The 25,967-nt window shown below is 68.7% G+C and carries 26 protein-coding genes; 12 read left to right on the top strand and 14 right to left on the bottom strand.

The genetic code is table 11. The features are described from left to right. Positions 1-18 precede the first annotated feature (18 nt). Entirely contained in the window at positions 19-663 is a 645-nt protein-coding gene (locus DSX2_RS15615; RefSeq protein WP_020881965.1) for an MBL fold metallo-hydrolase, read from the top strand. A gap of 158 nt (positions 664-821) precedes the next feature. On the opposite strand, the gene DSX2_RS15610 is transcribed toward DSX2_RS15615, so the two are convergent. The 5 genes from DSX2_RS15610 to nifU all read right to left on the bottom strand — a co-directional run bounded on the left by DSX2_RS15610 (position 822) and on the right by nifU (position 5,305). Continuing rightward, complete coding sequence (locus DSX2_RS15610; RefSeq protein WP_020881964.1) at positions 822-1,064, bottom strand: hypothetical protein; 243 nt, start codon at positions 1,062-1,064, stop codon at positions 822-824. 160 nt (positions 1,065-1,224) lie between these two features. Beyond that, positions 1,225-2,223 (bottom strand): serine O-acetyltransferase, encoded by a 999-nt coding sequence (locus DSX2_RS15605; RefSeq protein WP_020881963.1) that lies wholly within the window; start codon positions 2,221-2,223, stop codon positions 1,225-1,227. Between the two features lie 43 nt (positions 2,224-2,266). Next, entirely contained in the window at positions 2,267-3,190 is a 924-nt protein-coding gene (cysK, locus tag DSX2_RS15600; protein WP_020881962.1) for a cysteine synthase A, read from the bottom strand. A gap of 45 nt (positions 3,191-3,235) precedes the next feature. After that, positions 3,236-4,456 carry a cysteine desulfurase NifS gene (gene nifS / locus DSX2_RS15595; RefSeq protein WP_020881961.1) on the bottom strand — a complete coding sequence of 407 codons (1,221 nt, stop codon included), beginning with the start codon at positions 4,454-4,456 and terminating at the stop codon, positions 3,236-3,238. 9 nt (positions 4,457-4,465) lie between these two features. Next, positions 4,466-5,305: a Fe-S cluster assembly protein NifU gene (gene nifU, locus DSX2_RS15590; protein ID WP_020881960.1), complete on the bottom strand. Its 840-nt coding sequence runs from the start codon at positions 5,303-5,305 to the stop codon at positions 4,466-4,468. A 223-nt stretch (positions 5,306-5,528) separates the two neighbouring features. Between nifU and DSX2_RS15585 the strand changes: the two genes are divergently transcribed. From DSX2_RS15585 to DSX2_RS15560, 6 genes are all read left to right on the top strand, one after another. Further along, positions 5,529-6,089 carry a hypothetical protein gene (locus DSX2_RS15585; RefSeq protein ID WP_020881959.1) on the top strand — a complete coding sequence of 187 codons (561 nt, stop codon included), beginning with the start codon at positions 5,529-5,531 and terminating at the stop codon, positions 6,087-6,089. Positions 6,090-6,382: 293 nt separating this feature from the next. Further along, the gene (locus DSX2_RS15580; RefSeq protein WP_020881958.1) at positions 6,383-6,901 is read left to right on the top strand and encodes a ferritin; all 519 of its coding nucleotides are present in this window, start codon (positions 6,383-6,385) and stop codon (positions 6,899-6,901) included. A gap of 87 nt (positions 6,902-6,988) precedes the next feature. Further along, complete coding sequence (locus DSX2_RS15575; RefSeq protein WP_020881957.1) at positions 6,989-8,677, top strand: 2-oxoacid:acceptor oxidoreductase subunit alpha; 1,689 nt, start codon at positions 6,989-6,991, stop codon at positions 8,675-8,677. 10 nt (positions 8,678-8,687) lie between these two features. Further along, entirely contained in the window at positions 8,688-9,542 is an 855-nt protein-coding gene (locus DSX2_RS15570; RefSeq protein WP_020881956.1) for a thiamine pyrophosphate-dependent enzyme, read from the top strand. Continuing rightward, positions 9,535-10,119: a peroxiredoxin gene (locus tag DSX2_RS15565; protein ID WP_020881955.1), complete on the top strand. Its 585-nt coding sequence runs from the start codon at positions 9,535-9,537 to the stop codon at positions 10,117-10,119. The genes DSX2_RS15570 and DSX2_RS15565 overlap by 8 nt, the downstream gene beginning before the upstream one ends. A gap of 14 nt (positions 10,120-10,133) precedes the next feature. After that, positions 10,134-10,751, top strand: coding sequence for a redoxin domain-containing protein (locus DSX2_RS15560; RefSeq protein ID WP_020881954.1), 618 nt, complete (start codon positions 10,134-10,136; stop codon positions 10,749-10,751). A 91-nt stretch (positions 10,752-10,842) separates the two neighbouring features. Here the strand turns inward: DSX2_RS15560 and DSX2_RS15555 are convergent, their stop codons facing one another. The 9 genes from DSX2_RS15555 to DSX2_RS15515 all read right to left on the bottom strand — a co-directional run bounded on the left by DSX2_RS15555 (position 10,843) and on the right by DSX2_RS15515 (position 20,600). Further along, positions 10,843-12,033 (bottom strand): PilZ domain-containing protein, encoded by a 1,191-nt coding sequence (locus tag DSX2_RS15555; protein ID WP_020881953.1) that lies wholly within the window; start codon positions 12,031-12,033, stop codon positions 10,843-10,845. A gap of 185 nt (positions 12,034-12,218) precedes the next feature. Then, entirely contained in the window at positions 12,219-13,202 is a 984-nt protein-coding gene (gene glpX / locus DSX2_RS15550) for a class II fructose-bisphosphatase (RefSeq protein ID WP_020881952.1), read from the bottom strand. Between the two features lie 25 nt (positions 13,203-13,227). Beyond that, positions 13,228-15,198 (bottom strand): transketolase, encoded by a 1,971-nt coding sequence (gene tkt / locus DSX2_RS15545; RefSeq protein WP_020881951.1) that lies wholly within the window; start codon positions 15,196-15,198, stop codon positions 13,228-13,230. A gap of 83 nt (positions 15,199-15,281) precedes the next feature. Further along, the gene (gene rpiB, locus DSX2_RS15540) at positions 15,282-15,743 is read right to left on the bottom strand and encodes a ribose 5-phosphate isomerase B (protein WP_020881950.1); all 462 of its coding nucleotides are present in this window, start codon (positions 15,741-15,743) and stop codon (positions 15,282-15,284) included. A gap of 26 nt (positions 15,744-15,769) precedes the next feature. Further along, on the bottom strand, positions 15,770-16,081 hold the full coding sequence (locus tag DSX2_RS15535) for a hypothetical protein (protein WP_020881949.1): 312 nt from the start codon (positions 16,079-16,081) through the stop codon (positions 15,770-15,772). Between the two features lie 68 nt (positions 16,082-16,149). After that, complete coding sequence (locus DSX2_RS15530; protein ID WP_152512979.1) at positions 16,150-16,962, bottom strand: hypothetical protein; 813 nt, start codon at positions 16,960-16,962, stop codon at positions 16,150-16,152. Further along, positions 16,962-18,707 carry a tetratricopeptide repeat protein gene (locus DSX2_RS15525; protein WP_020881947.1) on the bottom strand — a complete coding sequence of 582 codons (1,746 nt, stop codon included), beginning with the start codon at positions 18,705-18,707 and terminating at the stop codon, positions 16,962-16,964. The genes DSX2_RS15530 and DSX2_RS15525 overlap by 1 nt, the downstream gene beginning before the upstream one ends. Next, complete coding sequence (locus DSX2_RS15520; RefSeq protein WP_020881946.1) at positions 18,704-19,498, bottom strand: hypothetical protein; 795 nt, start codon at positions 19,496-19,498, stop codon at positions 18,704-18,706. The genes DSX2_RS15525 and DSX2_RS15520 overlap by 4 nt, the downstream gene beginning before the upstream one ends. 16 nt (positions 19,499-19,514) lie before the next feature. After that, a complete protein-coding gene (locus DSX2_RS15515; protein ID WP_084486679.1) occupies positions 19,515-20,600 on the bottom strand; it encodes an RNA polymerase sigma factor RpoD/SigA in 1,086 nt (361 codons plus the stop codon). 343 nt (positions 20,601-20,943) lie between these two features. On the opposite strand from DSX2_RS15515, the gene DSX2_RS15510 reads away from it, so the two are divergent. From DSX2_RS15510 to DSX2_RS15490, 5 genes are all read left to right on the top strand, one after another. Further along, positions 20,944-23,358 (top strand): homocysteine S-methyltransferase family protein, encoded by a 2,415-nt coding sequence (locus tag DSX2_RS15510; RefSeq protein WP_020881944.1) that lies wholly within the window; start codon positions 20,944-20,946, stop codon positions 23,356-23,358. A gap of 90 nt (positions 23,359-23,448) precedes the next feature. Further along, positions 23,449-23,967, top strand: coding sequence for a TlpA disulfide reductase family protein (locus DSX2_RS15505; RefSeq protein WP_020881943.1), 519 nt, complete (start codon positions 23,449-23,451; stop codon positions 23,965-23,967). Then, positions 23,964-24,461, top strand: a complete 498-nt coding sequence (locus DSX2_RS15500; RefSeq protein WP_020881942.1) for an N-acetyltransferase — start codon at positions 23,964-23,966, stop codon at positions 24,459-24,461. Before DSX2_RS15505 ends, DSX2_RS15500 begins: the two co-directional genes overlap by 4 nt. After that, positions 24,458-25,024, top strand: coding sequence for a hypoxanthine phosphoribosyltransferase (gene hpt / locus DSX2_RS15495; RefSeq protein WP_020881941.1), 567 nt, complete (start codon positions 24,458-24,460; stop codon positions 25,022-25,024). The genes DSX2_RS15500 and hpt overlap by 4 nt, the downstream gene beginning before the upstream one ends. Positions 25,025-25,070: 46 nt before the next feature. Beyond that, entirely contained in the window at positions 25,071-25,904 is an 834-nt protein-coding gene (locus tag DSX2_RS15490; protein ID WP_020881940.1) for a DUF3426 domain-containing protein, read from the top strand. Positions 25,905-25,967: the final 63 nt, after the last annotated feature.

The raw sequence follows: 25,967 nt of genomic DNA, 5'->3' as shown, positions 1-25,967 counted from the left end.
CCAGCACGGAAAAAGACGATGATCCTCCATTCCTTCATCCTCGGCCCCCTGGCCAACAACTGCTACGTCATCGCGGACAAGGCGACGCGGACGGCCTCGGTCATCGACCCCGGCCTCGCGCCCGAGTCCGTGGTCGAGTACCTGCGCCGTTTCGGTTTCAGCCTCGAGAGCATCCTGCTGACCCACCTGCACGTCGACCACGTGCTCGGCGTGGCCGACCTCCTGGACGCGTGCGGCGCGGACGGCACGGCAGTCCTCGCCAGCGACAAGGATTTGGCGATCGGGGACGAGCCCCTGACCCGGGGCGGCAAGTGGGGCCTGCCGCGCGTGCGCGACTTCGACTTCACCCCCCTGGCGCCCGGACGGCTGACCGTGCTCGGCCAGCCCTGCCTGGCCATAGAGGTGCCGGGCCACTCGCCGGGCAGCCTCTGCTTCTACTTCCCGGCCATGGAGTCGCTCTTCACCGGCGACACGCTGTTTCGCGGCACAGTGGGCCGTACGGACCACGCCTTCGGCGACGGCGATCTCCTGGTGCGCACCATCGCGGAACGCCTCTTCCTCCTGCCCGACGCCACCGAGGTCTACCCGGGCCACGGCCGCGAGACGACCATCGCCAGGGAAAAGGAACGCAACAGGTTCTTCGCGGCCACGCGGGCCGGGTAGCTCTCCGATAGGGTTACAGCGGTCACCTGTCAGTCGGCCTACAGGCACAGCGCGGGCGCCGGAAGGCGCTAGGCAGGTGGAGCAGGTGAGACGGGCCGGACGCGCGCCTCCCTCCAGGCGGCGTCCGGCAAGGGCACGGGCCGGGGGGCAGCCCCGGATCAGGCCCGCTCGACGACCAGGCGGTCCTCGAACATGGCCCGGAGACGGTACGTCTTGCCGTTGTCCTCGAAGCAGTACTCGCAGTCCGGGAAGAGCTGGATGACCGGCGTGAATTCGCCGTGCAGGTAGATGTCCTTGGCCTCGCCGTTGGTCTCGAAGCGGACGGTCGTGCCGCCGGACAGGGTGACCCATTCCTCGTGATCGATGCTGACCGGCAGATCGGCCTCGGTGAAGCTCGACATGGCGCACCTCCTCATTTCGGTTCGGGGGTTTTCCCTCATTTCTCTTCTAGGACCGCTTTTTCGAAAAGGCAACCATCCGTAATTATGACCTGTTTCAGGATGAAAAAAGGCCCCGGACGCGCAGCGCGACCGGGGCCTTTCGAGTCGTCGGGGAGGAAGACTAGATGTCCAGCCCTTCCACGTAGGCCTCGCGCTGTCCCGGGGGCTGCATGACCCTGGACCCGGCGGGCACGGAGCGCATGAGCCAGACGTTGCCGCCGATGACCGCGCCCTTGCCCAGCGTCACGCGGCCGAGGATGGTGGCGCCGGAGTAGATGGTCACGTCGTCCTCGACCACGGGGTGGCGCGGCTGTCCCTTGACCAGCATGCCGGTGTCGTCCTTGGGGAAGGACTTGGCCCCGAGGGTGACGCCCTGGTAGAGGCGCACGCCGTTGCCGATGACGCAGGTCTCGCCGATGACCACGCCGGTGCCGTGGTCGATGAAGAAGTGCTCGCCGATCTGCGCGCCCGGGTGGATGTCGATGCCCGTGCGCGAGTGGGCCATCTCCGTGATGATGCGCGGGATGATGGACACGCCGAGCTTGTGCAGCTCGTGCGCCACGCGGTGGTGCGTCAGCGCCATGATCGAGGGGTAGCAGAAGATGGTCTCGCCCGGGCTCTTGGCCGCCGGGTCGCCGCGGAACGCCGCGTCCACGTCCGTGGCCAGCAGGCGGCGGATCTCAGGCAGCTGCTCCAGGAAGCGCACGGACATGCTGTGGGCGCGCTGCTCGCACTCCTCGCAGGTGCGGTGCGTCTCGTCGCGCGGGCAGACGAAGCAGAAGCCGCGCTTGATCTGCTCGCAGAGCAGGCGGCTGATGGCGTCCAGGTGCGCGCCGATGTGGAAGCGCATGGTCTCGGGCCTGATCTCGGAGTCGCCGAAGTAGCCCGGGAAGAGCACGGCCTTCAGCCGCTCCATGATGTCCTCGAGGGCCGCGAGCGAGGGCATGGGCTGCTCGTGCTGCGGCTGATGGTAGACGCCCTCGTAGGAGCAGGGATCGCACAGCGAGGTGGCCACCCGCTCGATGGCCGGGCCGTAGCCGTTGCTCCCGTTGCCGTTCTTCGCGGCGCCTGCCTTTGGGGCGACGCCTATGCCCGCGCCGTCCTTGGTCGTGTCCTTCATGTCCGTCGTGTCCGTGTCGGTGCCGCGCGGGGCGCGCGGCGGATCAGTCGTTGTCGAAAAGCGGCGTGGAGAGGTAGCGCTCGCCCGTGTCGCAGACCACGAAGACCACGAGCTTGCCCTCGTTCTCGGGCCGCGCGGCGATCTGCATGGCGGCCCAGGCGTTGGCGCCGCTCGAGATGCCGCAGACGATGCCTTCCTCGCGCATCAGGCGGCGCGCCGTGGCCATGGCGTCGTCGCCCTTCACGCGCACGATCTCGTCGATCAGCTCGGTCTTCAACACCTTCGGCACGAAGCCCGCGCCGATGCCCTGGATGGTGTGCGGCCCGGGCTGCCCGCCCGAGAGCACGGGCGAGGCGTCGGGCTCCACGGCCACGATCCGCGCCTGGGGCTTCTGCTCCTTCAGGAACTCGCCCACGCCGGTCAGCGTGCCGCCCGTGCCAACGCCCGCCACGAAGAAGTCCACCTTGCCGTCCGTGTCGCGCCAGATCTCCTCGGCCGTGGTCCGGCGGTGGATCTCCGGGTTGGCCGGGTTGGCGAACTGCATGGGCATGAAGGCGCCGAGCTCGGCGGTCAGCTCCTCGGCCTTGTCGATGGCCCCCTTCATGCCCTTGGCGGCCGGGGTGAGCACGAGCTCGGCCCCGAGCCCCGCGAGCATCTTGCGCCGCTCGATGCTCATGGACTCCGGCATGGTCAGGATGACCTTGTACCCCATGACCGCGGCGGCGAAGGCCAGGCCGATGCCGGTGTTGCCCGAGGTCGGCTCGACCACGGTGCCGCCGGGCGCGAGGCGCCCGTCCCGCTCGGCCGCGCGCAGCATGGCCTCGCCGATGCGGTCCTTCACGGACGAGCAGGGGTTCATGCATTCGAGCTTGCCGACCACGACGCCCGGCAGCCCGGCCGCCATGCGGCCGAGCCGGACCATGGGCGTTTTCCCGATGATCTCGAGCATGTTCTCGTGGATGTTCATGCGCCTCGTCCTCGTCTTTTGCGGACCTCTGGGATCGCCGTCCGGCTAGTAGTCGTCCGTGCTGCAGGCGCAGGAGTGCGCACCCGCGGCCAGGGCCGCCTCGTCCTCGTCGCCCCTGAAGGGGGACATCTGGCGCAGCCGCTCGATGATCGGCGGCATCTCGCGCAGCACGGTGTCGATCTCGTCCTCGGTGGTGTAGCGCGAGAGCGAGAAGCGCACCGAGCCGTGGGCGAAGGTGAAGGGCACGCCCATGGCGCGCAGCACGTGCGACGGCTCGAGGCTGCCCGAGGTGCAGGCGGAGCCCGAGGAGGCGCAGATCTCGTACTGGTCGAGCATGAGCAGGATGGCCTCGCCCTCGATGTACTTGAAGGAGATGTTCAGCGTGTTGGGCAGGCGCGGCTCCTTGGCGCCGTTGCGCCGTGCCTCGGGAATGGTCTCGAGGAGTCCCTTCTCGAGCTTGTCGCGCAGCGCCTTCACGCGGGTGTTCTCGTCGCCGATGTTGGCCCCGGCCAGCTCCATGGCCTTGCCGAGGGCCACGATGGAGGCCGTGTTCTCCGTGCCCGCGCGGCGGCCGCGCTCCTGGTGCCCGCCGATGAGGAAGGGGCGGTAGGGCGTGCCGCGGCGCACGTAGAGCACGCCCACGCCCTTGGGCGCGTGCAGCTTGTGGCCGGAGAGGACCAGATAGTCCACGGGCAGCTCGGCCAGGTTGATGGGCACCTTGCCCACGGCCTGCACCGCGTCCGTGTGCATGGTCACGCCGCGCTCGCGGCAGATGGCCGCGATCTCGGGGATGGGGAAGACCACGCCGGTCTCGTTGTTGGCGTACATCACCGAGACGATGGCCGTGTCGTCGCGCAGCGAGTCGCGGAATTCGTCCAGGGAGAGGTTCCCCTCCTTGTCCACGCCGAGGTAGGTCACGTCGTAGCCGCGCGTCTCCAGGTGCTTGCAGTAGGAGAGCACGGCCGGATGCTCGACCTTGGTGGTGATGACGTGGCGCTTGTCGGGCTGGGCGGTCAGCGCGGAGTTGATGGCCGTGTTGTCGCCCTCGGAGCCGCACGAGGTGAAGATGATCTCGGTCGGCAGGCAGCCGAGCGTCGCGGCCGCGCGCTCGCGCGCCTGGGTGATGTGGCGGCCCACCTGCCCGCCGAAGGCGTGCATGCTGGAGGGGTTGCCGTACATGTCCCTGAAGAAGGGCAGCATCTCCTCGAAGACTTCGTCCGCCACGCGCGTGGTGGCGTTGTTGTCCAGATAGATCTCTTTGCTCATGGCCGCCTCCTAGCCCTGCTTGACCACGATGGCCGGGTCCACGGCGTCGCGCAGCCGCTGTTCGACGAGGTTCTTCAGCGTCAGCCTGCTGGACGGGCAGCCGGTGCAGGCGCCGCGCAGGGCCACCAGGACCGTGGCGCCGTCGATGTCCAGAAGCTCGATGTCGCCGCCGTCCTTGCGCAGGGTCGGGCGGATCTCCTCGTCCACGACCTTGGTCACCAGCTGCATGCGCTGCAGGTTGGTCAGCTTCTTTTCCTGCACGGGCGCCTTGGCAGCGGGCTTCTGCTGTCCGCGCTCCTCGGCCAGGATCTCGCCCAGCCGCTCCAGGCAGTCGCCGCAGCCGCCGCCCGCCTTGGTGTAGTTGGTGATGTCCTCGACCGTCTTCAGGTCGTTCTCGCGGATGGCGTGGCGGATCTGCTCGTCCGTGACGCCGAAGCACTTGCAGACCAGCTCGCCCTCGGGCACCTCGGCCTCCACGGGCTCGCCGAAATAGTTCTTGAGCGCGACCTCGAGCGCCTCCTGGCCCATGACGGAGCAGTGCATCTTCTCCTTGGGCAGGCCGCCGAGCATGTTGGCGATGTCGCGGTTGCTGATCTTCTTGGCCTGCTCCACGGTCTTGCCCTTGAGCATCTCCGTGAGCATGGAGCTCGAGGCGATGGCGCTGGCGCAGCCGAAGGTCTGGAAGCGGGCGTCCTCGATGACGCCCTGGTCGTTTATCTTGAGGTGGAGCTTGAGCGCGTCGCCGCAGGCCAGGCTGCCGACCTCGCCCACCGCGTTGGCGTCGGGAATCTCGCCCACGTTGCGCGGGTGCAGAAAGTGTTCGCGGACCTTATCGGTGTATTCCCACATGGCTTGTCCTCCTGAATGATGTGCCGGGTAGGCCCTCCGCGCGTGGCGGAAGTGGAAGGATAGCACCCTTGTCCCGCATGCGGAAGGGGATGGGGCGACTTTTTTTGACCTGGCGGGTAGGGATATGCGAAGCGCAAGTTGGGACTGTCCAAGAGCGGGGCTCTTTGCTAAGAGGTCGAGCGTGGGATGCCGTGAGGCGACGAAACGTAAGGAGAATACGATCATGCGTACTGTCTACAGGGTTCTGTGCGTTCTGGGCTTGGCCCTGGTCCTTGCCGGATGCAGCACGGCCAACATGGTCAACCTCAAGTACAAGCCCGTCAGCGAGGCCGGAACCTGCAACGGTTCGGTGACGGTGATCAAGTTCGCGGACGCCCGCGGCAAGGACATGATCGGCCAGAAGTCCGACGGCACGTACTACTATTCCGTGCAGCCGGTGGGCGAGTGGGTCAGCAAGGCCTTCTTCGAGGAGCTGAAGAAGACCGGCTGCGCCATGAACTGGAGCGAGCAGGACTTCAACTCCGACACCGAGTACAAGCTCACGGGCACGATCAAGGATATCTGGCTCAAGGAGTCCAGCCTCACCGACTACTCCGCGCGCATGGCCGTGAACGTGGTGCTCACGCGCGGCGGCACCAAGGTCTACGAGGAGAATCTCTACAGCAACGTGAGCAAGACCACCACGCCGGGCAGCAGCAACAGCTCCGACATCCTGCAGGATGCCCTGCAGGATCTCATCAAGACCGCCATGCCCGCGATCAAGAAGCGCATGGGCATGGAATAGGCGCTCCGGCGCAGCATTTCGCCTGAACCATCGGGCGGCGGCTTCCAGTGCGGAGCCGCCGCCCTTTTTCATGGCCCGGCGCCCAGGGGCCGGGCCGTGCGCAAGGCCTTTCCCCTTGCGAAAAATCGCGGGAAGTGGTTTCTAGTTAAGCAAGGAGTCCGTCCGCATAGATCTTTTCCGGGCCTTCCCGCCGCGCATACCCCGAAACGCTCGGGAGATGCGCCGGGGGCGCCGGGGGGGGCGGCGTCGCAGCCCCGCGGACGCGCGCTTGGTACACAATGAAGGAGTGACCCATGCTGCACAAGGACATCGAAAAGGCCATCAACGATCAGATCAAGTGGGAGTTCTGGTCCGGCTACCTCTACCTCTCCATGAGTTCGTGGTTCGCCTCCAAGGGGCTCGCGGGCTTCGCGGGCTGGATGAAGAACCAGAGCGGCGAGGAGTTGTTCCACGCCATGAAGATGTTCGACTATGTCAATGAGCGCGGCGGCCATGCCGTGCTGCAGACGGTCGATGCGCCGCCTTCCGAATGGAAGTCCGTGCTGGACGCCCTGAAGACCGGCCTCGCGCACGAGGGCGAGGTCACGGCGCGCATCAACGCCCTGGTGGACACGGCCGTGAAGCACAAGGACCACGCCACGAGCAATTTCCTGCAGTGGTTCGTGGCCGAGCAGGTGGAGGAGGAGGCGAGCTTTTCCGACGTGGTCAACAAGCTCGAGCTGGTGGGCGACGGAAGCGCCCTCTACATGCTCGACAAGGAGCTGGCCACCCGGGTCTTCACCTGGCCTGCCGCGGCGGACACTCAGGCCTGATCGCGCATTCCCCGGGGAGCGGCCGCCCGCTCCCCGGAGAGCCGCGGCGGCCGAGCGGCCGCCGCGCCGCAGGGAGGAGTCGGAGCCATGTCCGACGTCAACATCTGCATCGGCGGCGAGGCGGGGCAGGGGCTGGTCACGGTCGGCAGCCTCGCGGCCAAGGCCCTGGTCCGTTCGGGCTACTCCATCAACGTCCAGCAGGACTACCTCTCGCGCGTCCGCGGGGGGCACAACACATACCGCATCCGCTTCGGTCCCGGCGAGATCCTCGCTCCGCGCGAGGAGGTGGACGTGCTCGTCTGCCTGGCGCCCGAGACCTACCATCTCTTCCGCGAGAAGCTCTCGCCCCGCGCCGTGGTCGTGGCGGGAGACGACATGGGCGTGGACTGGCCGCGCGTCTTCCGCGTGCCCTGGCGCGAACTGGCGGACAAGCCCCTGTACGAGAACACCGTGGCGCTCGGCATCCTGGCCTCGGCCATCTGTCTGGACATGGGGCTGCTCGAGGAGCTCATGGCCGACACCTTCCACAAGAAGGGCGATGAGGTGGTGGCCGAGAACGTGGAGATCCTGCGCCGCGCCTTCGCCTGGAAGGACAAGCAGGGCTCGCTCTTCGAATGCCCCGAGCCGGCCGAGGGCAGGCGCGGCCGCCTGACCATGAACGGCAACGAGGCCGTGGCGCTCGGCGCCATGGCCGCGGGCTGCTCGTTCTGCTCCTTCTATCCCATGACCCCGGCCACCTCCGTGGTTCTCGGCCTCATCGCCCACAGCGCGGAGACCGGCGTGGTCGTGGAGCAGGCGGAGGACGAGCTGGCGGCCGTGAACATGGCGCTCGGCGCCTCTTACGCGGGGGCCAGGGCCATGACCGCGACCTCGGGCGGCGGGTTGTCGCTGATGTGCGAGGGCATCTCGCTGTGCGGGATGATCGAGCAGCCCCTGGTGGTGGTCGTGGCCATGCGGCCGGGACCGGCCACGGGCCTGCCCACGCGCACCGAGCAGGCGGACCTGAACCTGGTCCTCCATGCCGGACACGGCGAATTCCCCCGCGCGATCCTCGCTCCCGGCTCGGTGGAGCAGTGCTTCTCCCTCACGCACAGGGCCTTCGGCCTGGCCGAGAAGTGGCAGGGGCCGGTCTTCGTGCTCACGGACCAGTACCAGGCGGATTGCGCCCGGGCCGTGGAGCCCTTCGACCTCTCCGCCCTGCCGGAGCTGCCCGGGCCGGTGCTCGCGCCCGAGGACCCCGCGTCCTACGAGCGCTTCGCCTGGAACCCGGAGAGCGGCGTCTCGGAGCGGGCCGTGCCCGGCCTCTCCGAGGCCCTGGTGGTGGTGGATTCGGACGAGCACACGCCGGACGGGCACATCACCGAGGACCACGCCGTGCGCGTGCGCATGAACAACAAGCGCAACATGAAGCTCTGCGGACTGTTCGCGGAGATCGAGCCGCCCGAGTACACGGGCGACGCGGCTCCGGAACTGCTTCTCGTCTGCTGGGGCTCCACGCGGGGCGCGGCGCTCGAGGCCGCCTCGCGGCTGCGCGACGAGGGCAGGCGCTCGGCCGTGCTGCACTTCTCCCAGGTCTACCCGCTGAACCCGGCCCACTTCATGCCCTTCTTCGAGAAGGCGGGAGAGGTGGTCTGCGTGGAGGGCAACTACGGCGGGCAGTTCGCGAAGCTCATCGAACGCGAGAGCGGCTACAGGACGGACAGGCTGCTCCTGCGCTACGACGGCCTGCCCTTCACCGCCGAGTACATCCTGGCCGGGCTGCGCGAGCTGGCCTGAGGGAGGCGAGATGGTCACGACAGACGATTACGGCGAGTTCGAGACCGCGTGGTGCCCGGGCTGCGGCAACTTCTCCATCCTCAAGGCGATGAAGAAGGCGCTCGCGGGGCTCGGGCTGGCCCCGCACCAGGTCTGCCTGGTCTCGGGCATCGGCCAGGCGGCCAAGGCCCCGCACTACCTGCGCTGCAACGCTTTCAACGGCCTGCACGGCCGCGCCCTGCCGCCTGCCCAGGCCATCAAGATGGCCAACCCGAAGCTCACGGTCATCGCCGAGTCAGGCGACGGCTGCTCCTACGGCGAGGGCGGCAACCACTTCCTGGCCGCCGTGCGCCGCAACATGGACATCACCCTGGTGGCCCACGACAACCAGATCTACGGCCTGACCAAGGGCCAGGCCAGCCCCACGAGCCTTTTGGGCATGAAGACCAAGGCCCAGCCCTTCGGCGCGCCCTCCATGCCCTTCAATCCCGTGGGCGTGGCCGTGGCCATGCGCGCGGGCTTCGTGGCGCGGGGCTTCGCGGGCGAGATCGACCATCTCGCCGGGCTCATAGAGGCCGCCGTGCGCCATCCGGGCTTCTCCCTGGTGGACGTGTTCCAGCCCTGCGTCTCCTTCAACAAGCTGAACACCTACGCCTGGTACAAGGAGCGGGTGCGGAAGCTCGACGAGGAGCACGACCCCACGGACTGGCAGGCCGCCATGAACAAGGCCTTCGAGATGGGCGAGACCATTCCCATCGGCGTGCTCTGGCGCAACGACGAGATCGAGCCCTTCGCCTCCAGGCTGCCGACCATGCGGGGCGAGCCTCTGGCCACGCGCGTTCCCGATCTTCAAACCCTCGACAAGGTGATGCACTCCTATGGCTAGACGACTCCCCGCCATCCCCGCGTTCCTCGCCCTCACGCTCCTGTCCGTCCTGTGCGCCGCGCCTGCCCTGGCCCTGCCCCCGGCGGGCAGCCCCCTGCCGGAGATGGCCATCGCCGAGCCCCAGGGGCCGGGCGCGGCCGCCTACCTCGGCATTCCGGCCGACGCCAAGACGTTCCACATCGAGGACGTGCACTCCCCCTACGTGCTGGTGCAGCTCTTCAACGCCTACTGCCCGCACTGCCAGGCCGAGGCGCCGGACCTCGAGAAGCTGTTCCTCGAGGTCAGCCGCGGGGCGCTGCGCGACAGGCTCAAGATCCTGGCCGTGGGCATGGGCAACACGCCCTTCGAGGTCAAGCTCTTCCGCGACAAGTACAAGCTGACCCTGCCCATGAGCACGGACGCCGACTACGCCGTGCACAAGTGCATGGGCGAGCCGGGCACGCCGTCCTATGTGCTGGTGCGCAATCCGCGCAAGAAGGGCGAGAAGCCGGTGGTGGTCTTCGAGCAGGAAGGGCGCTTCGACGACGAGGCGCAGTTCCTGAAGACGCTGCGCGCCGCGATGGACGCCGACAAGTGAGAAAGGAAGAAAAGATGAATCGACTGCTGCGCGCGTTTTTCGGCCCCGTGTGCCTCCTGGCCCTGTGCCTGTGCTGTCTTGCCGCCGGGCCCGCCGCGGCCCAGGCGACGGGCCACGTGAACAAGGAAGAGATCTACGACCCCGGCCACCTCAAGCCCACGGACAGCACCCTCAAGGTGCACGTGGGCGAGCCGGCGCCGGACTTCACCCTGCCCTCGATCATGGGCGGCACGGTCAGCCTCTCGCAGTTCAGGGGCCGCAAGATCGTGGTCATCTCCTTCGTGCCCGCGGCCTTCACGCCGGTCTGCTCGGCGCAGTGGCCCGCCTACAACCTGGGGCGCGAGGAGATCGAGAAGCGCGGCGCCGTGATCATCGGCATCAGCTCGGACAACGTGCCCTCGCTCTTCGCCTGGACCAGGGAGATGGGCGGGGTCTGGTTCCCCGTGGGCTCGGACTTCCACCCCCAGGGCGCCACGGCCGCGAAGTACGGCGTGCTGCGCAGCAACGGCACGGCCGATCGCGCCGAGATCATCGTGGACAAGAAGGGCATCATCCGCTCCATCGAGGTCTACGACATCAACGCCCGGCCGAAGCTGGAGAAGCTGCTCGAACGGCTGGACGCGATCAAGTAGCGCCGGAGCTGGAAATCCGGAACGCGAAAGGCCGCCTCGGGGCGGCCTTTTCGTTGGCGGGAGGCGTTGGCGGGAGGGCGCGGAGAGAACGCTAGAACGAAAGCTTGATGACCTTCTTCTCGCCCTTGCCCGTCCTGTCCGTATCGCTGGTCGCGGGGGCGCCCTTGGTCTGCTCCTCGCGCAGCTTCTGGTTGAGGAGGGTCTCCTGGCGCCGGTCCAGTTCCCCGAATTTGCAGCCTACGACCTCGGATTCCACGCGCAGCACCGTGAGCGACACGCCGCCGAGGACCTTCTCCTGGCCCTGGTAGACGTCCGCCGTGAGCGTCGCGCCGCGTTCCAGCGGCGGACGCGGGGCCTCGAAGCAGATGCCGCCGAAGGACAGGTCCACCACCTGCAGCCGCGCGGCCTGTCCCGCGATGCCGAGCCCCCAGTCCGGGACGAAGAGGCGGAAGGCGCTGCGCTTGTCGTGCGTGGGCGTGAAATGCTCGAAGGCCTTCTGCCGCCGTTCAGCCGGGGGCAGGGTGGACCAGACGCCGTGCAGCTTCCTGTCGGACTCCGGTTTTTCGGCCGCGGGCGCGGGGGCGTCGGCATCCGCCGGGGTGACCATGTGCACGGCGGCCATGGCCGCTGCGGCGTCGCCCAGTATCTGCCGGGCCAGGGCCAGACCGAGGCATATCTCGGGCCGCGGGCCGTCCTTCTCGAGCATGGCCTCGGCCAGGGCGGCGGCGTCCGCAGGGCGCTCCTCCTGGATGAGCCGGGCGATGTCGGCCACGCCCGCGTGCGCCGGGTCCAGCCCGTCAATGCTGCCTGTTGGGCTGCCTGCCGGGCCGCCCTTCGCGCTGCCGGGCATCCCGGCCGGTGCCGCGGCGGCCTGGCGCGGCGCTGCCGTGCGCTGCTCGCCCGGGCGGCCGGACAGAAGCTCGACCACGCCCGCGGCAAAGGCCTTGGCCGCCAGGGGCTTGGCCACGAAGACGCAGTGCGGGTCCTTGGCCGCGAAGGCGGTCAGGCCCTTTTCGCCGGGCTCGGCCAGGATCAGCAGGGGCAGGGCACGGAAACGCTCCGCGTCGCGCAGGGCCTTTATCAGCCACACGGACTGCGAGGAGCCCGGGGCGTGGTCCACGACCACGAGCCCCGTGCCTCCGGTGGCCAGGGTCTTCACGGCCTCCGTGGGGGAGGCGGAGACGAAGATGCGGGAGAAGCCGAGCTTGCGCAGGACGGCGGCGAGGATGGAGCCGGACTGCGGGTGCTCGGTGAAGACGAGGATGCCGGTCGTGGTGTCCATGGGCTGTGCCGCGCCTGGTTCAGGGGGGATGTTACGGATTCGTTGCGAGCCTACTGGAAGGCCCGGCTGAAATCAACCTGGACGGCGGCGGCTGAAAATCGAGCGGCCCGCGCCCCTGACGAGTGGTCGGGGCGCGGGCCGCAGAACGTCCGGACCGTTCCGGTCGCGTACGCTTTCTGGTCTTTCTAATCGTAGGGGACGTTGGAGACCTTCATCAGCCGGGTGAAGTCATGCACCGCGTCGATGTAGCGCACCGTGCCGGTCAGGCCGCGCATGGACAGGGAGTGCGTGGTCGCGCCGCGTCCGGAGAACTTCACCGCGCCGAGGAACGACCCGCCGGTGATGCCCGTGGCCGCGAAGAAGAGGTCGTCGCTCTTGACCAGATCGGTGACCGAGTAGACCGGCCGCGTGTCGATGCCGGCCTCGATGATCGCGGCCTTCTCGTCGGCCTTCTGCGGGTCGAGCTTGGCCTGCATGGCGCCGCCCATGATGCGGATGGCCACGGCCGAGAGCACGCCCTCGGGCGTGCCGCCCGTGCCCATCATCACGTCGATCTCGTTGCGCGGGTCCACGGCCATGAGCGAGCCGGTGATGTCGCCGTCCGTGTGCAGGGCGATGCGCGCGCCCGCGGCGCGGATCTCCTGGATGATCTTGGCGTGGCGCGGCTTGTCCAGGATAAAGACCGTGAGGTCGTCCACGTCCTTGCCGAGCGCCTTGCTGATCTTCAGCAGGTTGTCCTTGACCGGGGCCTCGATGTCGATGGCGTTGCGGGCCTCCCAGGGCGCCACCAGCTTCTTCATGTAGAAGCTCGGCCCGGGGTTGAACATCGCGCCCGCGGGCGCCACGCCGACCACGGAGATGGCGTTGGGGCGGCCGTAGGCCAGGAGGTTGGTGCCTTCGACCGGGTCCACGGCCACGTCCACGCGGGCGCCGGTGCCGCTGCCGAGCTTTTCCCCGTTGTAGAGCATCGGCGCGTCGTCCTTCTCGCCCTCGCCGATGATCACCGTGCCCTGGATGTCCAGGGCGGCGAAGCTCTTGCGCATGGCGTCCACGGCGGCTTTGTCGCCGGACTCCTTGTCACCCCTGCCCAGCCAGCGGGCCGAGGCGAGGGCGGCGGCCTCGGTCACGCGCACGAGATCGAGGGCCAGGTTCTTTGTCGGGGCTTCCATGTTCGTCGGACTCCTTGGGGCAGGTTTAGGCGAGGCGCTCGCGGATCAGTCGGGCCAGGTTCGCGGGGGTGAAGCCGTACTTCTCGGCCAGGACGTTGCCCGGGGCGCTGTGGCCGAAGTGGTCGATGCCGAGGATGAGTCCGTCCTTGCCCACGTAGCGGTACCAGCCTTCGGGACGTCCGGCCTCGGCCGCGACGTAGAGCCTGGCGCCGTCCGGAATGACCGAGGCCTTGTAGGCGGCGTCCTGCTTCTCGAAGAGCTCCACGCAGGGCATGGAGACGATGCGCGTCTTGAGGCCCTCGAGCTGCGACGCGGCCTCGACGGCCAGCGAAACCTCGGAGCCGGTGGCGATGATGATCACGTCGGGCGTGCCCTCGCAGTCGGAGAGCACGTAGCCGCCCTTTTTCGGACCGTCCTTCAGCGCGGGCAGCTTGGCCGGGTCCATGGTCGGCAGCCCCTGGCGCGTCAGGCACAGGCAGCAGGGCCCTTCGCCGCGCGTGAGCGCGATCTCGAGGCAGGCCGCCGTCTCATGGGCGTCGGCCGGACGCAGGACGAAGAGGTCCGGGATCAGGCGCAGGCTGGCCACGTGCTCGATGGACTGGTGCGTGGGGCCGTCCTCGCCGAGGTAGAACGAGTCGTGGGTGTAGACGTGCAGCACGCCGAGCTTCTGCAGCGCGGACATGCGCACGGAGTTGCGCATGTAGTCCGAGAAGGTCAGGAAGGTGGCCGTGAAGGGGATGAGTCCGCCGTGCAGGGCGATGCCGTTGGCGATGGCGCCCATGGGGAACTCGCGCACGCCGAAGCACATGCCGCGCCCGGCCTGGTTGTCCTTGTCGAAGATGCCCACGGTGTCGCGGAACCCCGCCGTCTGGTTGGAGGGGTCGAGGTCGGCCGAGCCGCCCACGAAGTTGGGCAGCTGTTCGACGAGCGTATCGAGGCAGGAGCCCCAGGCCTTGCGCGTGGCCATCTTCTCGCCCGGCTTGAACGAGGGCCACTTGAAGGTCAGGCTCTCGCGCTCGCGCGTGCAGACGTTCCAGGCGCTGCGGAAGTCGGGATCGTTCGCGAGCTTGGCCTCGAGTCCGGCCTGCCAGGCGTGGACCGCGGCGCGCAGCTGCGGGAAGCGCTCCTGGAAGGCGGACACGGCCTCGGCCGGGCACCGGAAGGTCTCGTCCGGCGGCAGGCCCAGGGCCTTCTTGGTGGCCGCGATCTCCTCGGGCGGCAGGGGCTCGCCGTGGGTCTTGAAGCTGCCTTCCATGGAAACCGAGCCCTTGGCGATGAGCGAGTGGCCGATGATCAGCGTGGGCCGTCCGGTCTCGGCCTGGCCGTCGCGGATGGCCTGACGGATCTGGGCGTGGTCGTTGCCGTCGATCTCGATGACGTGCCAGCCGTTGCCCTCGTAGACCGCGCGGTAGTCGGTGGCGTCCGCGCGCGAGGTCGGGCCGGCGAGCTGGGCGCTGTTTGCGTCGAAGTAGACGATCAGGTGGCCCAGGCCCCAGACCGCGGCCAGGCTCGAGGCGCCGAAGGAGATGGGCTCCTGCATGTCGCCGTCGGAAGCCAGGGCGTAGACGTAGTGGTTGCAGACGTCCTCGCCCAGCACGGCGCGCTGGTGGGCCTCCGCAGCGGCCATGCCCACGGCCATGGCGAAGCCCTGGCCGAGGGGGCCGGTGGTGGCCTCCACGCCCGGGGTCAGGTCGCACTCGGGGTGGCCCGGGGTCTTGGAGCCGAACTGGCGGAAGTTCTTCAGCTCCTCCATGGGGAGGAAGCCCGCCAGGTGCAGCAGGCTGTAGAGCAGGGCGGACTCGTGGCCCGCGGAGAGCACGAAGCGGTCGCGGTCGGCCCAGGTCGGGTCGTCCGGGTTGTATTTCAGGAACTCGCTGAAAAGGATGACGGCGTAGTCCGCGGAGGACATGGCCCCGCCGGAATGGCCCGAGTTGGCCTTGCGGGGGGCGTCCATGACCAGGCCTTTGACGACGTTGACGAGCGCGGTGGTGTCCATGTTGGTCCTTCCATTTAAGGTAGGGATGTCCCCGCGCCCTTCCCCCGAACGCAACGGGCGGGCGGGCGCGGGAGAGGCGCGGCCTAGCGTCCGGCCGCGATCTCCTCGATGAGGTCGATGCGGCGCTTGTGCCGTTCGCCCTCGAACGCGGACGTCACGAAGACGTCCACGATGTCCAGCGCAAGGCCTTTGCCCAGCACGCGTTCGCCCAGGCAGAGCACGTTGGCGTCGTTGTGGGCGCGGGTCATGCGGGCGGTGAATTCGTTGTGGCACAGGGCGGCGCGGATGCCCGCGAAGCGGTTCGCGGTGATGGACATGCCGATGCCGGTGCCGCAGATGAGGATGCCGAGGCTGCCGGGGGTGGCCAGCACGCTCTTGCAGAGCGCGGCGGCATGGAGGGGGTAGTCGGTGGATTCCGCCGTTTCCGGGCCCAGGTCCCGGACGTCGCGGCCCTTGGCGGCGAGGTGGCCGACCACGGACTTCTTCAGCTCGAATCCGCCGTGGTCGGAAGCTACGAAAATCGTCTCCATGCTCTGTGTCGTCATCCTCGATTCCTGTTCGGCCGCCGGTATTATTCCAGGCCCCAGGCCGCGGTGCGCCGGGCGACCATGTCGGCGCGCTTGGCCGCCATCTCGCGCGCGAGGAAGTCGATCTCCTCCTCGAGGAAGGCGATCTGCTTCTCGGAGAGCTCGCGCTCGGGCGCGCGGGGCTCGCCGCCGGACGCGAGTCCCGTCAGCGTGGTGCGTTCCTGATCCAGGCGCTTCTCGAGCTGGCGCATCTCCGCGCGGCGCATGACGCGCACGACGATCCACGAGAGCTCGCTCGCAAGGACGCGCAGGCCGAGAAGGAGGGTGCCGAAAAGACCTGGGGCAGGGGATTTCATCGTCGCTGACCTCTGTTGTTGCCGAGACTCTGCACGTACACCGAAGGGAGGAAAATTTCCAGGGAAAATCAGGGTTGGGCAGGCTTCACGACGACGTCCGGCGGGATCTCCAGGCGCATGGCGCTTTCGGTCCAGGGCTTGGCCGGACGCGAGAAGGACTTGAGGATCAGCCTCGCGAAGCGCCCCTCGGACAGGTCCATGACGACCTCGCCCGGCAGGTCCGCCACCGGGTCGCCGTAGTCCTTGAAGGCGATGGACCACGGCTCGGTGGTGCCGCCGGAGAGCGCCACCGGCCTGCCGTCGGGATCGAGCGTCAGGCTCTTGGCCGCGGCAGAGGCATCGAGGGTGAAGACGGTGAGGCCGTCCTCGCCCGGCGCGGCGGAGCGCGCCGTGCTCCCGGTCAGCGGCAGCACCCTGCCCGTGAGCAGCCGGGCCACGTCGTGCAGGCTGAAGGGCACGCGCGCGCCGAGCACGCCGCTTCCGGCGCCCTCGTGTCCGTTCGCGAAACCGCTCGCCGTCCCGTTCGCGGAGACGGAGACGAAGGCCTCGTTCGACTGGGGATAGTAGGCGGTCCAGCCCGCGTCGTCCTCGCGGAAGAGCCCGATGGACGCGCCCATGGACGCGTTGAGGTCCACGCGCAGGGGGCCGTCGAGGCTCCCCCAGAGGTTGACCAGGGTGCGGTTCGAGCGCTTGGGCGTGGTGTACCAGAGGCTGGCCCTGAGCTGGATCTCGGGCGGCGCGGCCTGCAGCTGCTTCTCGCGCGCGAGGTAGGCGGCCCAGACCTGCGAGGGATCGGGCGGCGGACCGGCGCGGCGGACGGCGCAGGCTGCGGCGCCCAGACAGCAGAGGAGGATCAGGGCGGCGCGGAGCGTGCGCGGCATCATTGCTTCTCCGGCGCGGGGGCCTTCTCCAGCTTGTCGAGCTTCTGTCTGATGGTCTCGGGCTTGTCGTGGCCCAGGTCCAGGGACTTCCGGTAGGCCTTGCGGGCCTCGGCGCGCTTGCCCATGGCCGCGGCGATGTCGCCGTAGTGCTCCCAGATGGTGGGGTCCCCCGGCGTCAGCTCGACCGCCTGCTTGATGGAGTCGAAGGCCTCGGGCAGCTTGCCCATGTGGAAGTAGACCCAGGCCAGGGAGTCGACGATGTAGCCGCTGCCCGGCTTCTGGTCCAGGGCCTCCTTGACCAGCACCAGGGCGCGCTCGAGGTCGCGGTCCTGGTCGGCCAGGAGGTAGCCCACGAAGTTCAGCGCGTCGGCGTTGGTCGGATCGTCGGCGATGATGCGTTCCATGGTCGCGATGGCCGCGTCCGGTTTGCCCATGCGCTGCTGCAGAAGACCGAGGTGGTAGAGCAGCCCCGCGTCGCCGGGCCACTGCGAGAGCGCCTGGTCGATCACGGCCTTGGCCTCGTCGAGCTGGCCGCGGTCCTCGAGGATCATGGCCTGGATGTCCCAGAAGTCCTTGATCTCGGGGTAGTCGCGCTTGCCCTGGCGCACCAGGCGCATGGCCTCGTCGCTCTTGCCGAGGAGGACGAGCATGCGCGCCTTGAAGCCCATGGCCTGTCCGGCCAGCTCGTTGTCGGCCGGGATCTTGTCCAGGTAGTCCAGGGCCTTCTGCGGGTTCTTGCCGTTCTCGTAGGAGAGCAGGGCAAGGTAGAAGTAGAGCTTGGGATCGACGTCCTTCTCGTGCGTCAGGGGCTCGAGGAGCTGCGCCGCCTCCTCCGGGAAGCCCTCGGAGAGGAAGGTGCGCGCGGCCTCCATGACGAAGTCCGGGGTCTGCGGCCCTTCCTGGACCAGGGTCATGGCCCGCTCGGGGTTGTTGAGCTTCAGGTTCAGCGAAATGAGCCTGAGCCAGACCTCCTCGCCCGCCTCGCCCATCTCCAGGATGCGCGAGTAGGTCTCCTCCGCGGCCACGTAGTCCTTGGCCAGCTCGTACTGGTAGGCCAGCTCCGCGGTGTAGAGCACGTTGTCCTGGTACTTGTCGGACAGCTTCTTCAGGATGTCGATGGCCTTGCGGCGCTTGCCGAGCCCCGCGTAGGCCTTGGCCTCGAGGTAGCTCGTCTCCGGCCCCTTGTCCTTGGCCTGGATGGAGGCGAGGGTCTGCAGCGCCTCGGGGTAGCGGCGGGCCTCGACCTGGATGTCGGCCATGCGCAGGAGCGCGGTGGCGTCGCCCGGGTGGGTGCGCAGCCAGTCCTGCAGGGTGCCCATGGCGTCGTCGAAGCGCCGCTCGGCGGCGTAGGAGTCGGCCAGGCGCATGACCATCAGGCGGTCATCGGGATTCTTCGCCAGGGCCTTCTTGATGTACTCCCGGGCCTCGGCCGGGTGGCCGAGCCGCCACTGGAACTCGGCGGCCTCCTCGTAGAGCCGGGACGAGGGATCGAGCTCGATGGCCTTGTCGAGCGCCGCCTGGGCGTTCGCGAAGTGGCCCTGGCCGCGCTCGTCGAGGTAGAGCATGTAGTAGTAGATGGAGGCCCCGTCCTCGGTCATGGTCCACTGCACGGGCTTGTGCCCTTCGCCTCCGGCCTGGGGCTGGCGGGCCGCGCAGCCCGCGAGCAGCGCCGCGAGGATGACGGTGAGGACGAGGGGAGCCGTGGCATTGCCGCGCACGCGGCCTGTGGTGTCAGGAAGCATCATGTTCTGGCGCGCCTGGTTGCGGGTGAAGAGTCCTTGGTCGCCTCCGCTTCGGCCAGGAAGCTTTCGAGCTCCCCGGCGAGAACGGGCAGGAGGCGTTGGCCCACCGCAAGGAAGCTTTCTCCATGGAGGCGTCCCGGATTGGTTCGGAAGGTGCCGCGAAGCGCCGGAATGCGCTTTTCGGCCAGAGCGAGGCAATGGGGGGCGTCGGACAGGGGAAGTTCCTCGTAGTCGCAGTGCTCCCAGAGGGAGGTCACGTAGACGTCGGGCCCATAACGGAATTTATCGGCGTCGTACAGTGCCCCGGCGAGCAGGGCGGCGCGCGGGTCGGCGGGCGGCGTCCAGCCGGTGGGCGTCTCGTGGGCCGCGATGGCCCCGGCGATCATCTCCCGCTCCTCGTCCGCGAGGGCATAGGAGGCCAGCACGGAGAGGGAGAGGTCGGCCGCGCGCGCGGCCGCGTCCTGCTCCAGGCGCGTGGCGTCGTGCAGGAGACCGGCCAGGAGCGCCATGAGGACCATGCGGCGCGATTCCTCGCGCCCGTGGGAGGCCGTCTCGGCGGCCACGATGGCCGCTGCCTCCACGGCCACGGTCTTCGAGTGCTCGATGCCGAAGCCGAAATCGTCGTAGAGAAAGGTCAGCGAGTCGTCCCGCAGGCGGCGCAGCAGCGGCTCCTCGAAGAAGGCCGTGCGGGCGCCCTCGAGCTCCATGGCGTAGCCGGTGTAGAAGGCCGGGCGGGGCAGAGGGGCGGCGAGGCGGGCCGCGACGTCGCGGAATTGCTTGAGAGGGCTGCTCATGGCGTGGCTTCCCGGGCTACTCTTCCTTGCGGATCCATTCGGGCGAGAAGTCGGGAATCCTCTTCGAGAGGTGCGCGCGCAGCTTGTCCAGCAGTCGGGACTCGAGCTGGCGCACGCGCTCCCGCGTGATGCCGTACTTCTCGCCGATCTCGCGCAGGGTCACCGGGTCGTCCGTGAGCAGGCGGTGCTCCAGGATGTCCCGTTCCTTGTCCGACAGTTCGGGCACGAGGTCCTGCACGTGCCGTTCGAGCAGCCCCGCGACCTCGTCGTCGGCAAGCGTCTCCTCCACGCCGGGGCCGAGGGCGGGCAGGAAGTCGAGGCGCGTGGCCGTGGTGTCGTCGCCGAGCGTCACGTCCAGGGACATGTCCCCGCGCGCCAGGCGCTGGTCCATCTGGGTGATGTCCTCGGGCGAGACGCCGAGCGCCTCGGACAGCGCCGTGGTCGTGGGGTCGAAGCCCAGGGAGACGAGCCGCTGGCGCTCCTTGCCCAGGTTGTAGAAGAGCTTTCTCTGGGTCTGGGTGGTGCCGATCTTGACCAGGCGCCAGTTGTCCATGATGAATTTCAGGATGTAGGCCTTGATCCAGAAGGCGGCGTAGTAGGAAAACTTGATGCCCTTCTCGGGGTCGAACTTCTGCACCGCGCGCATGAGGCCGACGTTGCCCTCCTGGATGAGGTCGAGCACGTTCTGCATCCAGCGGCGCTGGAAATCCATGGCGATCTTGACCACCAGGCGCAGGTGGGAGGTCACGAGGCGGAAGGCGGCGTCCTGGTCGCCGTGGTCGCGCACGGCCCGGGCCAGGGCGGTCTCCTCCTCGGGCTTCAGCATGGGGAAGCGCGAGACCTCGCGCAGATAGAGGTGCAGGGCGTCCGTGCCGCGGCCGCGCGTGGAGGGCAGGTAGGCGGCGCGCGACGGACGTCCGTTCCGCTTCCCGCCGTTGCCGTTGCCGTCGGCCTCGTCGGAATCGCCGGAGTCGTCGGAATCGTCGGGACCCTCGGCGTCGGAACCGAGCGAGGAGAGGTCCGGCTCTTGGCCGTCCTCGTCCTCCGCGCCTTCCAGCACGATGTCCTCGTCGTCCAGGGCGTCCAGGTCCACGTCCGCCATCTCGTCCGTCTCCTCGGAGACGTCCTCGGGAGACAGGAGCTCGGGCGATTTTTCGTCGGGCGCAGGACCGGTCCCGGCGGCGTCCTTGCGGACGTCCCCGGCGTGGCGGGAAGCGCCGGAAGCGGGCTTCTTCCGGGTGGTCTTCTTCTTCCCGGCCTTGGCTGCCCGCGTCTTCGTGTCTTGGTCGTCGTCCCGCAATGCGTTTCTCCGATGAGCCTTGCGGCTGTTCGTGGAATCTGTAGATATAGAGTTTTTATTTGTCTCTTTCAATGTTTTTCAGTACATCAACTGGCGCGCGTGCCCGGCCCGCGCCGGGCCGCCGAAATCTTCAGGAGTATCCACTGTGCCCGATTTCAGAACGGCCCTCAAGGACGGATCGATCCTCGTCTGTGACGGCGGCTACGGAACGCTGCTCATGTCCCGCGGCCTGCCCGCGGGCATGTCCCCGGAACTCTGGGGCCTCGAGAAGCCCGAGGTCATCAAGGGCGCCCACGCCGACTACCTGGCTGCCGGTGCCCGCATCCTGACCACGAACACCTTCGGCGGCACCGGGCCCAAGCTCGGCCTCGGGGTGGACGTCACGGATTTCAACCGCCGCATGGCCTCCCTGACCCGCGAGGTCGCCGGGGACCGCGTCTTCGTGGCGGGCAGCGTCGGCCCCACGGGGCTCTTCGTGCGCCCGCTCGGGCCGCTCTCCTTCCGCGAGCTGGTGGAGATCTTCACGCTTCAGATCCGCGGCCTGGTCGCGGGCGGCTGCGACCTGATCAAGGCCGAGACGCACTTCGACCTCGCCGAGGCCAAGGCCGTGGTCGTGGCCGCGCGCGCGGTCTGCGACCTGCCCGTGCTCGTCTCCATGACCTTCGAGGGCGCGGCCTCCCTGACCGGCTCCTCGCCGCTGACCTTCCTGGACACCATGCAGAACCTCGGCGTGGACGTCGTGGGCGTGAACTGCTCCGCCGGGCCGGTGGAGATGCTTTCCACCGTGCGCGCCATGCAGGAGCGGCTGGAGACTCCGCTGCACGTACAGCCCAACGCGGGACTGCCCGAGCTGGTTGACGGCCGCACCGTCTTCCGCCTCGGTCCGGACGAGTTCGCGGCCCGCACGGCCGAGCTCGCGGCCGAGCCCGGCGTGAAGATCACGGGCGGCTGCTGCGGCACCACGCCGGACCACATCCGCGCCCTGGCCGGGGCCGTTGCCGGGCTCGGCCACACGCCAAACGTCCCGGCCCGCCCGGCTGCCACGGTGCTCACCTCGCGCGCCCGCTCCGTGCCGCTCGGCCGGGGGCACGCGGCCGTGTGCATCGGCGAGCGCATCAACCCCACGGGCAAGGAGCGCCTGACCGCCGAGCTGCAGGCCGGGGACTTCACCTACGCCCAGATGCTGGCCCACGAGCAGATCGAGCTCGGCGCGGGCGTGCTCGACGTCAACGTGGGCGCTCCCATGGTCAAGGAGGAGGAGCTTCTGCCCGCGCTCTCGCGCACGCTCCTCTCGCGCTTCCCGCTGCCCCTGTGCCTGGACTCGACCAAGATCGAGGCCGTGACCGAGTGCCTGTGGGACTACCCGGGCTCCCCGCTGCTCAACTCCATCTCCGGCGAGCCGGGACGCATGGAGGAGCTGGGACCGCTGTGCGCGCGCCTCGGCGCGCCCTTCATCCTGCTGCCGCTCGAGGGGCGCAAGCTGCCGGTCACGGCGGCGGACCGCATCCGCATCGTCGAGGCGCTGGTGGAGAAGGCCGAAGCGCTCGGCATCCCGCGCCGCCTGATCGTGGTGGACGCCCTGGTGCTGACCGTCTCCTCCAAGCCCGAGTCCGCCCTGGCCTGCCTCGAGACCGTCCGCCACTGCACGGAGAGGCTCGGCCTGGCCACGACCATGGGGCTGTCCAACATCTCCTTCGGCCTGCCCGCGCGCGAGCTGGTGAACTCCACCTTCCTGGCCATGTGCCTGGCCGCCGGGCTCACCTCGTTCATCGCCAACCCGAGCTCGTCGCGCCTGCGCGAGGCGCACGCCGCGGCCGAGGTGCTGCTCGCGCGCGACGCCCAGGCCGCGAACTTCATCGCGGGCTACGCCGGCTGGAAGCCCGGCGAGGGCGGCGCGGCCGCGGGCGGCTCGGGCGGCGCGTCCAAGGCCGTGTCCACGGCGCGTGACGCCGTGGTGGCCGGGGCGCGCGACGCCGTGCTGGACCTCGTGGAGGCCGAGCTCGCCAAGGGCCGCGCGCCCTTCGCCCTGGTCAACGAGGAGCTCATCCCCGGGATCATGGAGGTGGGCGACAAGTACGAGCGCAAGGAATACTTCCTGCCCCAGCTGCTCCTCTCCGCGGAGACCATGCAGCGGGCCATGGCGCGCCTCGAGCCGCTCCTCGCCAAGGAGCAGGCCGCGGCCGCGCGCCCGAGGATCGTCATGGCCACGGTGGAGGGCGACATCCACGACATCGGCAAGAACATCGTCTGCCTGATGCTCAAGAACCACGGCTTCGAGGTCATCGACCTGGGCAAGGACGTGCCCGCCCGCGCCATCGTGGACGCGGCCAAGGAGCACGGCGCGAAGCTCATCGGGCTCTCGGCGCTCATGACCACGACCATGGTGCGCATGGAGGACACCGTGCGCCTGGTGCGCGAGGAGGGCGTCTCCGCCCGCGTCATGATCGGCGGGGCCGTGGTCACCGAGGCCTTCGCCAAGAGCATCGGCGCGGACGGCTGCTCCACGGACGCCGTGTCCGCCGTGCGTCTCGCCAAGGAGCTGTCCAGGGAGTCGGTCTAGGGTGACTTGCCCGGACGTCCGTCGCCCGGCCTTTGTCATTGTTTCGGGAATGCCGTAGAAAGGCATGATACTCCCGCTATCGAGGAAAACATGTTCAAACGCACCATCGCTCTTTGCTGCCTTGCCGCGCTTCTCTGCGCCGCGGCCTTCGCGGCCGTCCCCGGCAACGTCTCCGCCGCCCAGGCGGGCGTCTCCGCGGACAGGCCCTTCACGCCCATCGACTACAACGGCGTCCTCTCGACCGTGTCCCAGCACAAGGGGCAGGTCGTGGTCCTCGTCTTCTGGGCCACGTGGTGCCCGCCCTGCGTCATGGAGGTCCCGAACCTCATGAAGCTGCGCAGCGACGTGCCCGCGTCCAAGATGTACCTCATGGCCGTGTCCCTGGATCAGGACACCTCGGCCCTGGCCGCCTTCACGGCCCAGCGCAAGCTCAACTACGCCGTCTACCACGGCAGCCAGGACGTGATCACCGGCTTTCGCGTCAGCGGCATTCCCCGCGTCGTGGTCTACGACAAGACCGGCCGCCAGGTGATGGACCACGAGGGCTACGTGGAGCCCGAGGTGCTGCGCAAGGTCGTGGACGACGCCATGGCCGGAGGGACCAAGTGAGCGTGACCGTCCGCAAGGCCCGCATGGCCGACGTCAAGTACATCCACAAGCTGCTCTACGGCTGCGCGCAGCGGGGCCAGCTCCTGGCGCGCTCCTACAGCAGCGTCTACGCCGCCCTGCGCGACTTCTACGTGGCCGAGAACGAGAACGGCGAGCTCCTCGGCTGCTGCGCCCTGTCCATCTGCTGGGAGGACCTGGCCGAGATCCGTTCCCTGGCCGTGGCCGAGGCGCACAGGGGCCACGGCATCGGCCGCGCCCTGGTCACCGCCTGCCTGGACGAGGCGCGCGAGCTCGGACTGCGCCGCGTCTTCGCCCTGACCTACGAGGTCGCCTTCTTCACCCGCCTGGGCTACCGCCAGGTGGAGAAGAACGACCTGCCGCAGAAGGTCTGGACCGACTGCCTGAACTGTCCCAAGTTCCCTGACTGCGACGAGACCGCCATGCTCATCGAGACGGGCGTGGAGGCGCCGCAGCCCGCGGAGGCGGGCGCATGAGCCCCGTGCGGCCCGCATGCGGGCGCGAGGCCCTCGACCCCCACGACCTGAAGACCGTCCTCTCCGCCGAGCAGATAGCGAGGCGCACGGCCGAGCTCGGCGCGGAGATCAGCGCCCGCTACGCCGGGGAGCCCCTGGTCGCCGTCTGCGTGCTCAAGGGCGCCTTCCCCTTCTTCGCGGACCTCGTGCGCCATCTGACCTGCGCCCCGGAGCTGGACTTCCTGCAGCTCGCCAGCTACGGCACGGGGACGTGCAGCAGCGGCCGCGTGGTCTTCCGCAAGGACATGGACGTGCCCGTGGACGGCAAGCACGTGCTCGTGGTCGAGGACATCGTGGACAGCGGCAGGTCCATGGAATACCTCATGGGCGTGCTCGGCAACCGGGGTCCCAAGTCCCTGGCCCTGGCCGCCCTGATCGACAAGCGGGAACGCCGCGAGGTCCCGGTCACGGTTGACTTTCCCGGCTTTACGCTGAATGAAGGTTTCGTAGTGGGCTACGGTCTGGACTGGGCGGAGCAGTACCGCGAGCTGCCCTACGTGGCCGAGGTGGTTTTCAGAAGCTGAACGCGGGGGCCAGAGTGCAGGCCGACATGCGGACCAAGGTGAGGAAATGATCGTCCAGTGCCCCAAATGCAACGCCAAGTACAACCTCCCGGACGAGAAGATCCCCGCGGAGGGGGCGAAGGTGCGCTGCTCGCAGTGCGCCCAGGTCTTCCACGTCCACGCGCCGGGCGACGAGGACCTGGACGATCTCCTGAACGCCGGTGACGAGGAGGCCTCGGCCTCCGGACGTTCCGGCGACGACGCCTTTTCCGGCCTGACCGGCGGGGACGACGACCTCTCCTTCGATTTCGGCGACGCGGGCAAGAAGCCGGCCAAGGCCAAGAAGAAGGCCGGGGCGGGCGGCGGCCGCAAGCGCGTCGTGATCCTGGCCGTGGTGCTCCTGCTGCTCGCGGGCGCGGGCGCCGGGCTCTGGTATTCCGGCCTGCTCGCCAGGTTCACCGGCGGCAAGACCGCCGCCACGGCGGAGCAGGGCGAGGCCGTCTCCAAGGTCAAGCACATCGTGCTCGAGAACGTCCGCCAGTACTACGTCAACAACGAGAAGGCCGGGCAGCTCTTCGTCATCGAGGGCAAGGCCGTGAACCAGTTCGAGACGCCCAAGGAATTCGTCAAGATCGAGGTCACGCTGTTCGACGCCAAGGGCAAGGCCCTGACCTCGCGCCAGCTCCTGTGCGGCAACATCCTCTCCTATTTCCAGCTCCAGGTGCTCTCGCGCGCCGAGATCGAGGCGGGCCTGGGCAACGAGGTGGGCGTGCTGAACAACAACAGCAACCTCGAGACCGGAGCGGGCACGCCCTTCATGGCCGTGTTCTTCGACCCGCCCAAGGACGTGGCCGAGTACGGGGTCAAGGTCATCGACGTGCAGGACCAGGGCAAAAATTGACCCTGGGCCGCTGAAAAAGCGTCGTCTGCTGCGTTGCCGCGAAAAATTCAACCCCTCGCGTAG

Origin of the sequence: Desulfovibrio sp. X2 (assembly GCF_000422205.1) — a bacterium.
Lineage (GTDB): Bacteria > Desulfobacterota > Desulfovibrionia > Desulfovibrionales > Desulfovibrionaceae > Alkalidesulfovibrio.
Note: the sequence above shows the minus strand (reverse complement) of the source record. Positions and strands in the feature narration are given on the sequence as shown.

Bases quoted from the DNA above. Each gene is read 5' to 3' on its own strand.
- DSX2_RS15615 (WP_020881965.1), top strand. From the start codon at position 19: ATGATCCTCCATTCCTTCATCCTCGGCCCCCTGGCCAACAACTGCTAC.
- DSX2_RS15610 (WP_020881964.1), bottom strand. From the start codon at position 1,064: ATGTCGAGCTTCACCGAGGCCGATCTGCCGGTCAGCATCGATCACGAG.
- DSX2_RS15605 (WP_020881963.1), bottom strand. From the start codon at position 2,223: ATGAAGGACACGACCAAGGACGGCGCGGGCATAGGCGTCGCCCCAAAG.
- cysK (WP_020881962.1), bottom strand. From the start codon at position 3,190: ATGAACATCCACGAGAACATGCTCGAGATCATCGGGAAAACGCCCATG.
- nifS (WP_020881961.1), bottom strand. From the start codon at position 4,456: ATGAGCAAAGAGATCTATCTGGACAACAACGCCACCACGCGCGTGGCG.
- nifU (WP_020881960.1), bottom strand. From the start codon at position 5,305: ATGTGGGAATACACCGATAAGGTCCGCGAACACTTTCTGCACCCGCGC.
- DSX2_RS15585 (WP_020881959.1), top strand. From the start codon at position 5,529: ATGCGTACTGTCTACAGGGTTCTGTGCGTTCTGGGCTTGGCCCTGGTC.
- DSX2_RS15580 (WP_020881958.1), top strand. From the start codon at position 6,383: ATGCTGCACAAGGACATCGAAAAGGCCATCAACGATCAGATCAAGTGG.
- DSX2_RS15575 (WP_020881957.1), top strand. From the start codon at position 6,989: ATGTCCGACGTCAACATCTGCATCGGCGGCGAGGCGGGGCAGGGGCTG.
- DSX2_RS15570 (WP_020881956.1), top strand. From the start codon at position 8,688: ATGGTCACGACAGACGATTACGGCGAGTTCGAGACCGCGTGGTGCCCG.
- DSX2_RS15565 (WP_020881955.1), top strand. From the start codon at position 9,535: ATGGCTAGACGACTCCCCGCCATCCCCGCGTTCCTCGCCCTCACGCTC.
- DSX2_RS15560 (WP_020881954.1), top strand. From the start codon at position 10,134: ATGAATCGACTGCTGCGCGCGTTTTTCGGCCCCGTGTGCCTCCTGGCC.
- DSX2_RS15555 (WP_020881953.1), bottom strand. From the start codon at position 12,033: ATGGACACCACGACCGGCATCCTCGTCTTCACCGAGCACCCGCAGTCC.
- glpX (WP_020881952.1), bottom strand. From the start codon at position 13,202: ATGGAAGCCCCGACAAAGAACCTGGCCCTCGATCTCGTGCGCGTGACC.
- tkt (WP_020881951.1), bottom strand. From the start codon at position 15,198: ATGGACACCACCGCGCTCGTCAACGTCGTCAAAGGCCTGGTCATGGAC.
- rpiB (WP_020881950.1), bottom strand. From the start codon at position 15,743: ATGACGACACAGAGCATGGAGACGATTTTCGTAGCTTCCGACCACGGC.
- DSX2_RS15535 (WP_020881949.1), bottom strand. From the start codon at position 16,081: ATGAAATCCCCTGCCCCAGGTCTTTTCGGCACCCTCCTTCTCGGCCTG.
- DSX2_RS15530 (WP_152512979.1), bottom strand. From the start codon at position 16,962: ATGCCGCGCACGCTCCGCGCCGCCCTGATCCTCCTCTGCTGTCTGGGC.
- DSX2_RS15525 (WP_020881947.1), bottom strand. From the start codon at position 18,707: ATGATGCTTCCTGACACCACAGGCCGCGTGCGCGGCAATGCCACGGCT.
- DSX2_RS15520 (WP_020881946.1), bottom strand. From the start codon at position 19,498: ATGAGCAGCCCTCTCAAGCAATTCCGCGACGTCGCGGCCCGCCTCGCC.
- DSX2_RS15515 (WP_084486679.1), bottom strand. From the start codon at position 20,600: ATGGCGGACGTGGACCTGGACGCCCTGGACGACGAGGACATCGTGCTG.
- DSX2_RS15505 (WP_020881943.1), top strand. From the start codon at position 23,449: ATGTTCAAACGCACCATCGCTCTTTGCTGCCTTGCCGCGCTTCTCTGC.
- hpt (WP_020881941.1), top strand. From the start codon at position 24,458: ATGAGCCCCGTGCGGCCCGCATGCGGGCGCGAGGCCCTCGACCCCCAC.
- DSX2_RS15490 (WP_020881940.1), top strand. From the start codon at position 25,071: ATGATCGTCCAGTGCCCCAAATGCAACGCCAAGTACAACCTCCCGGAC.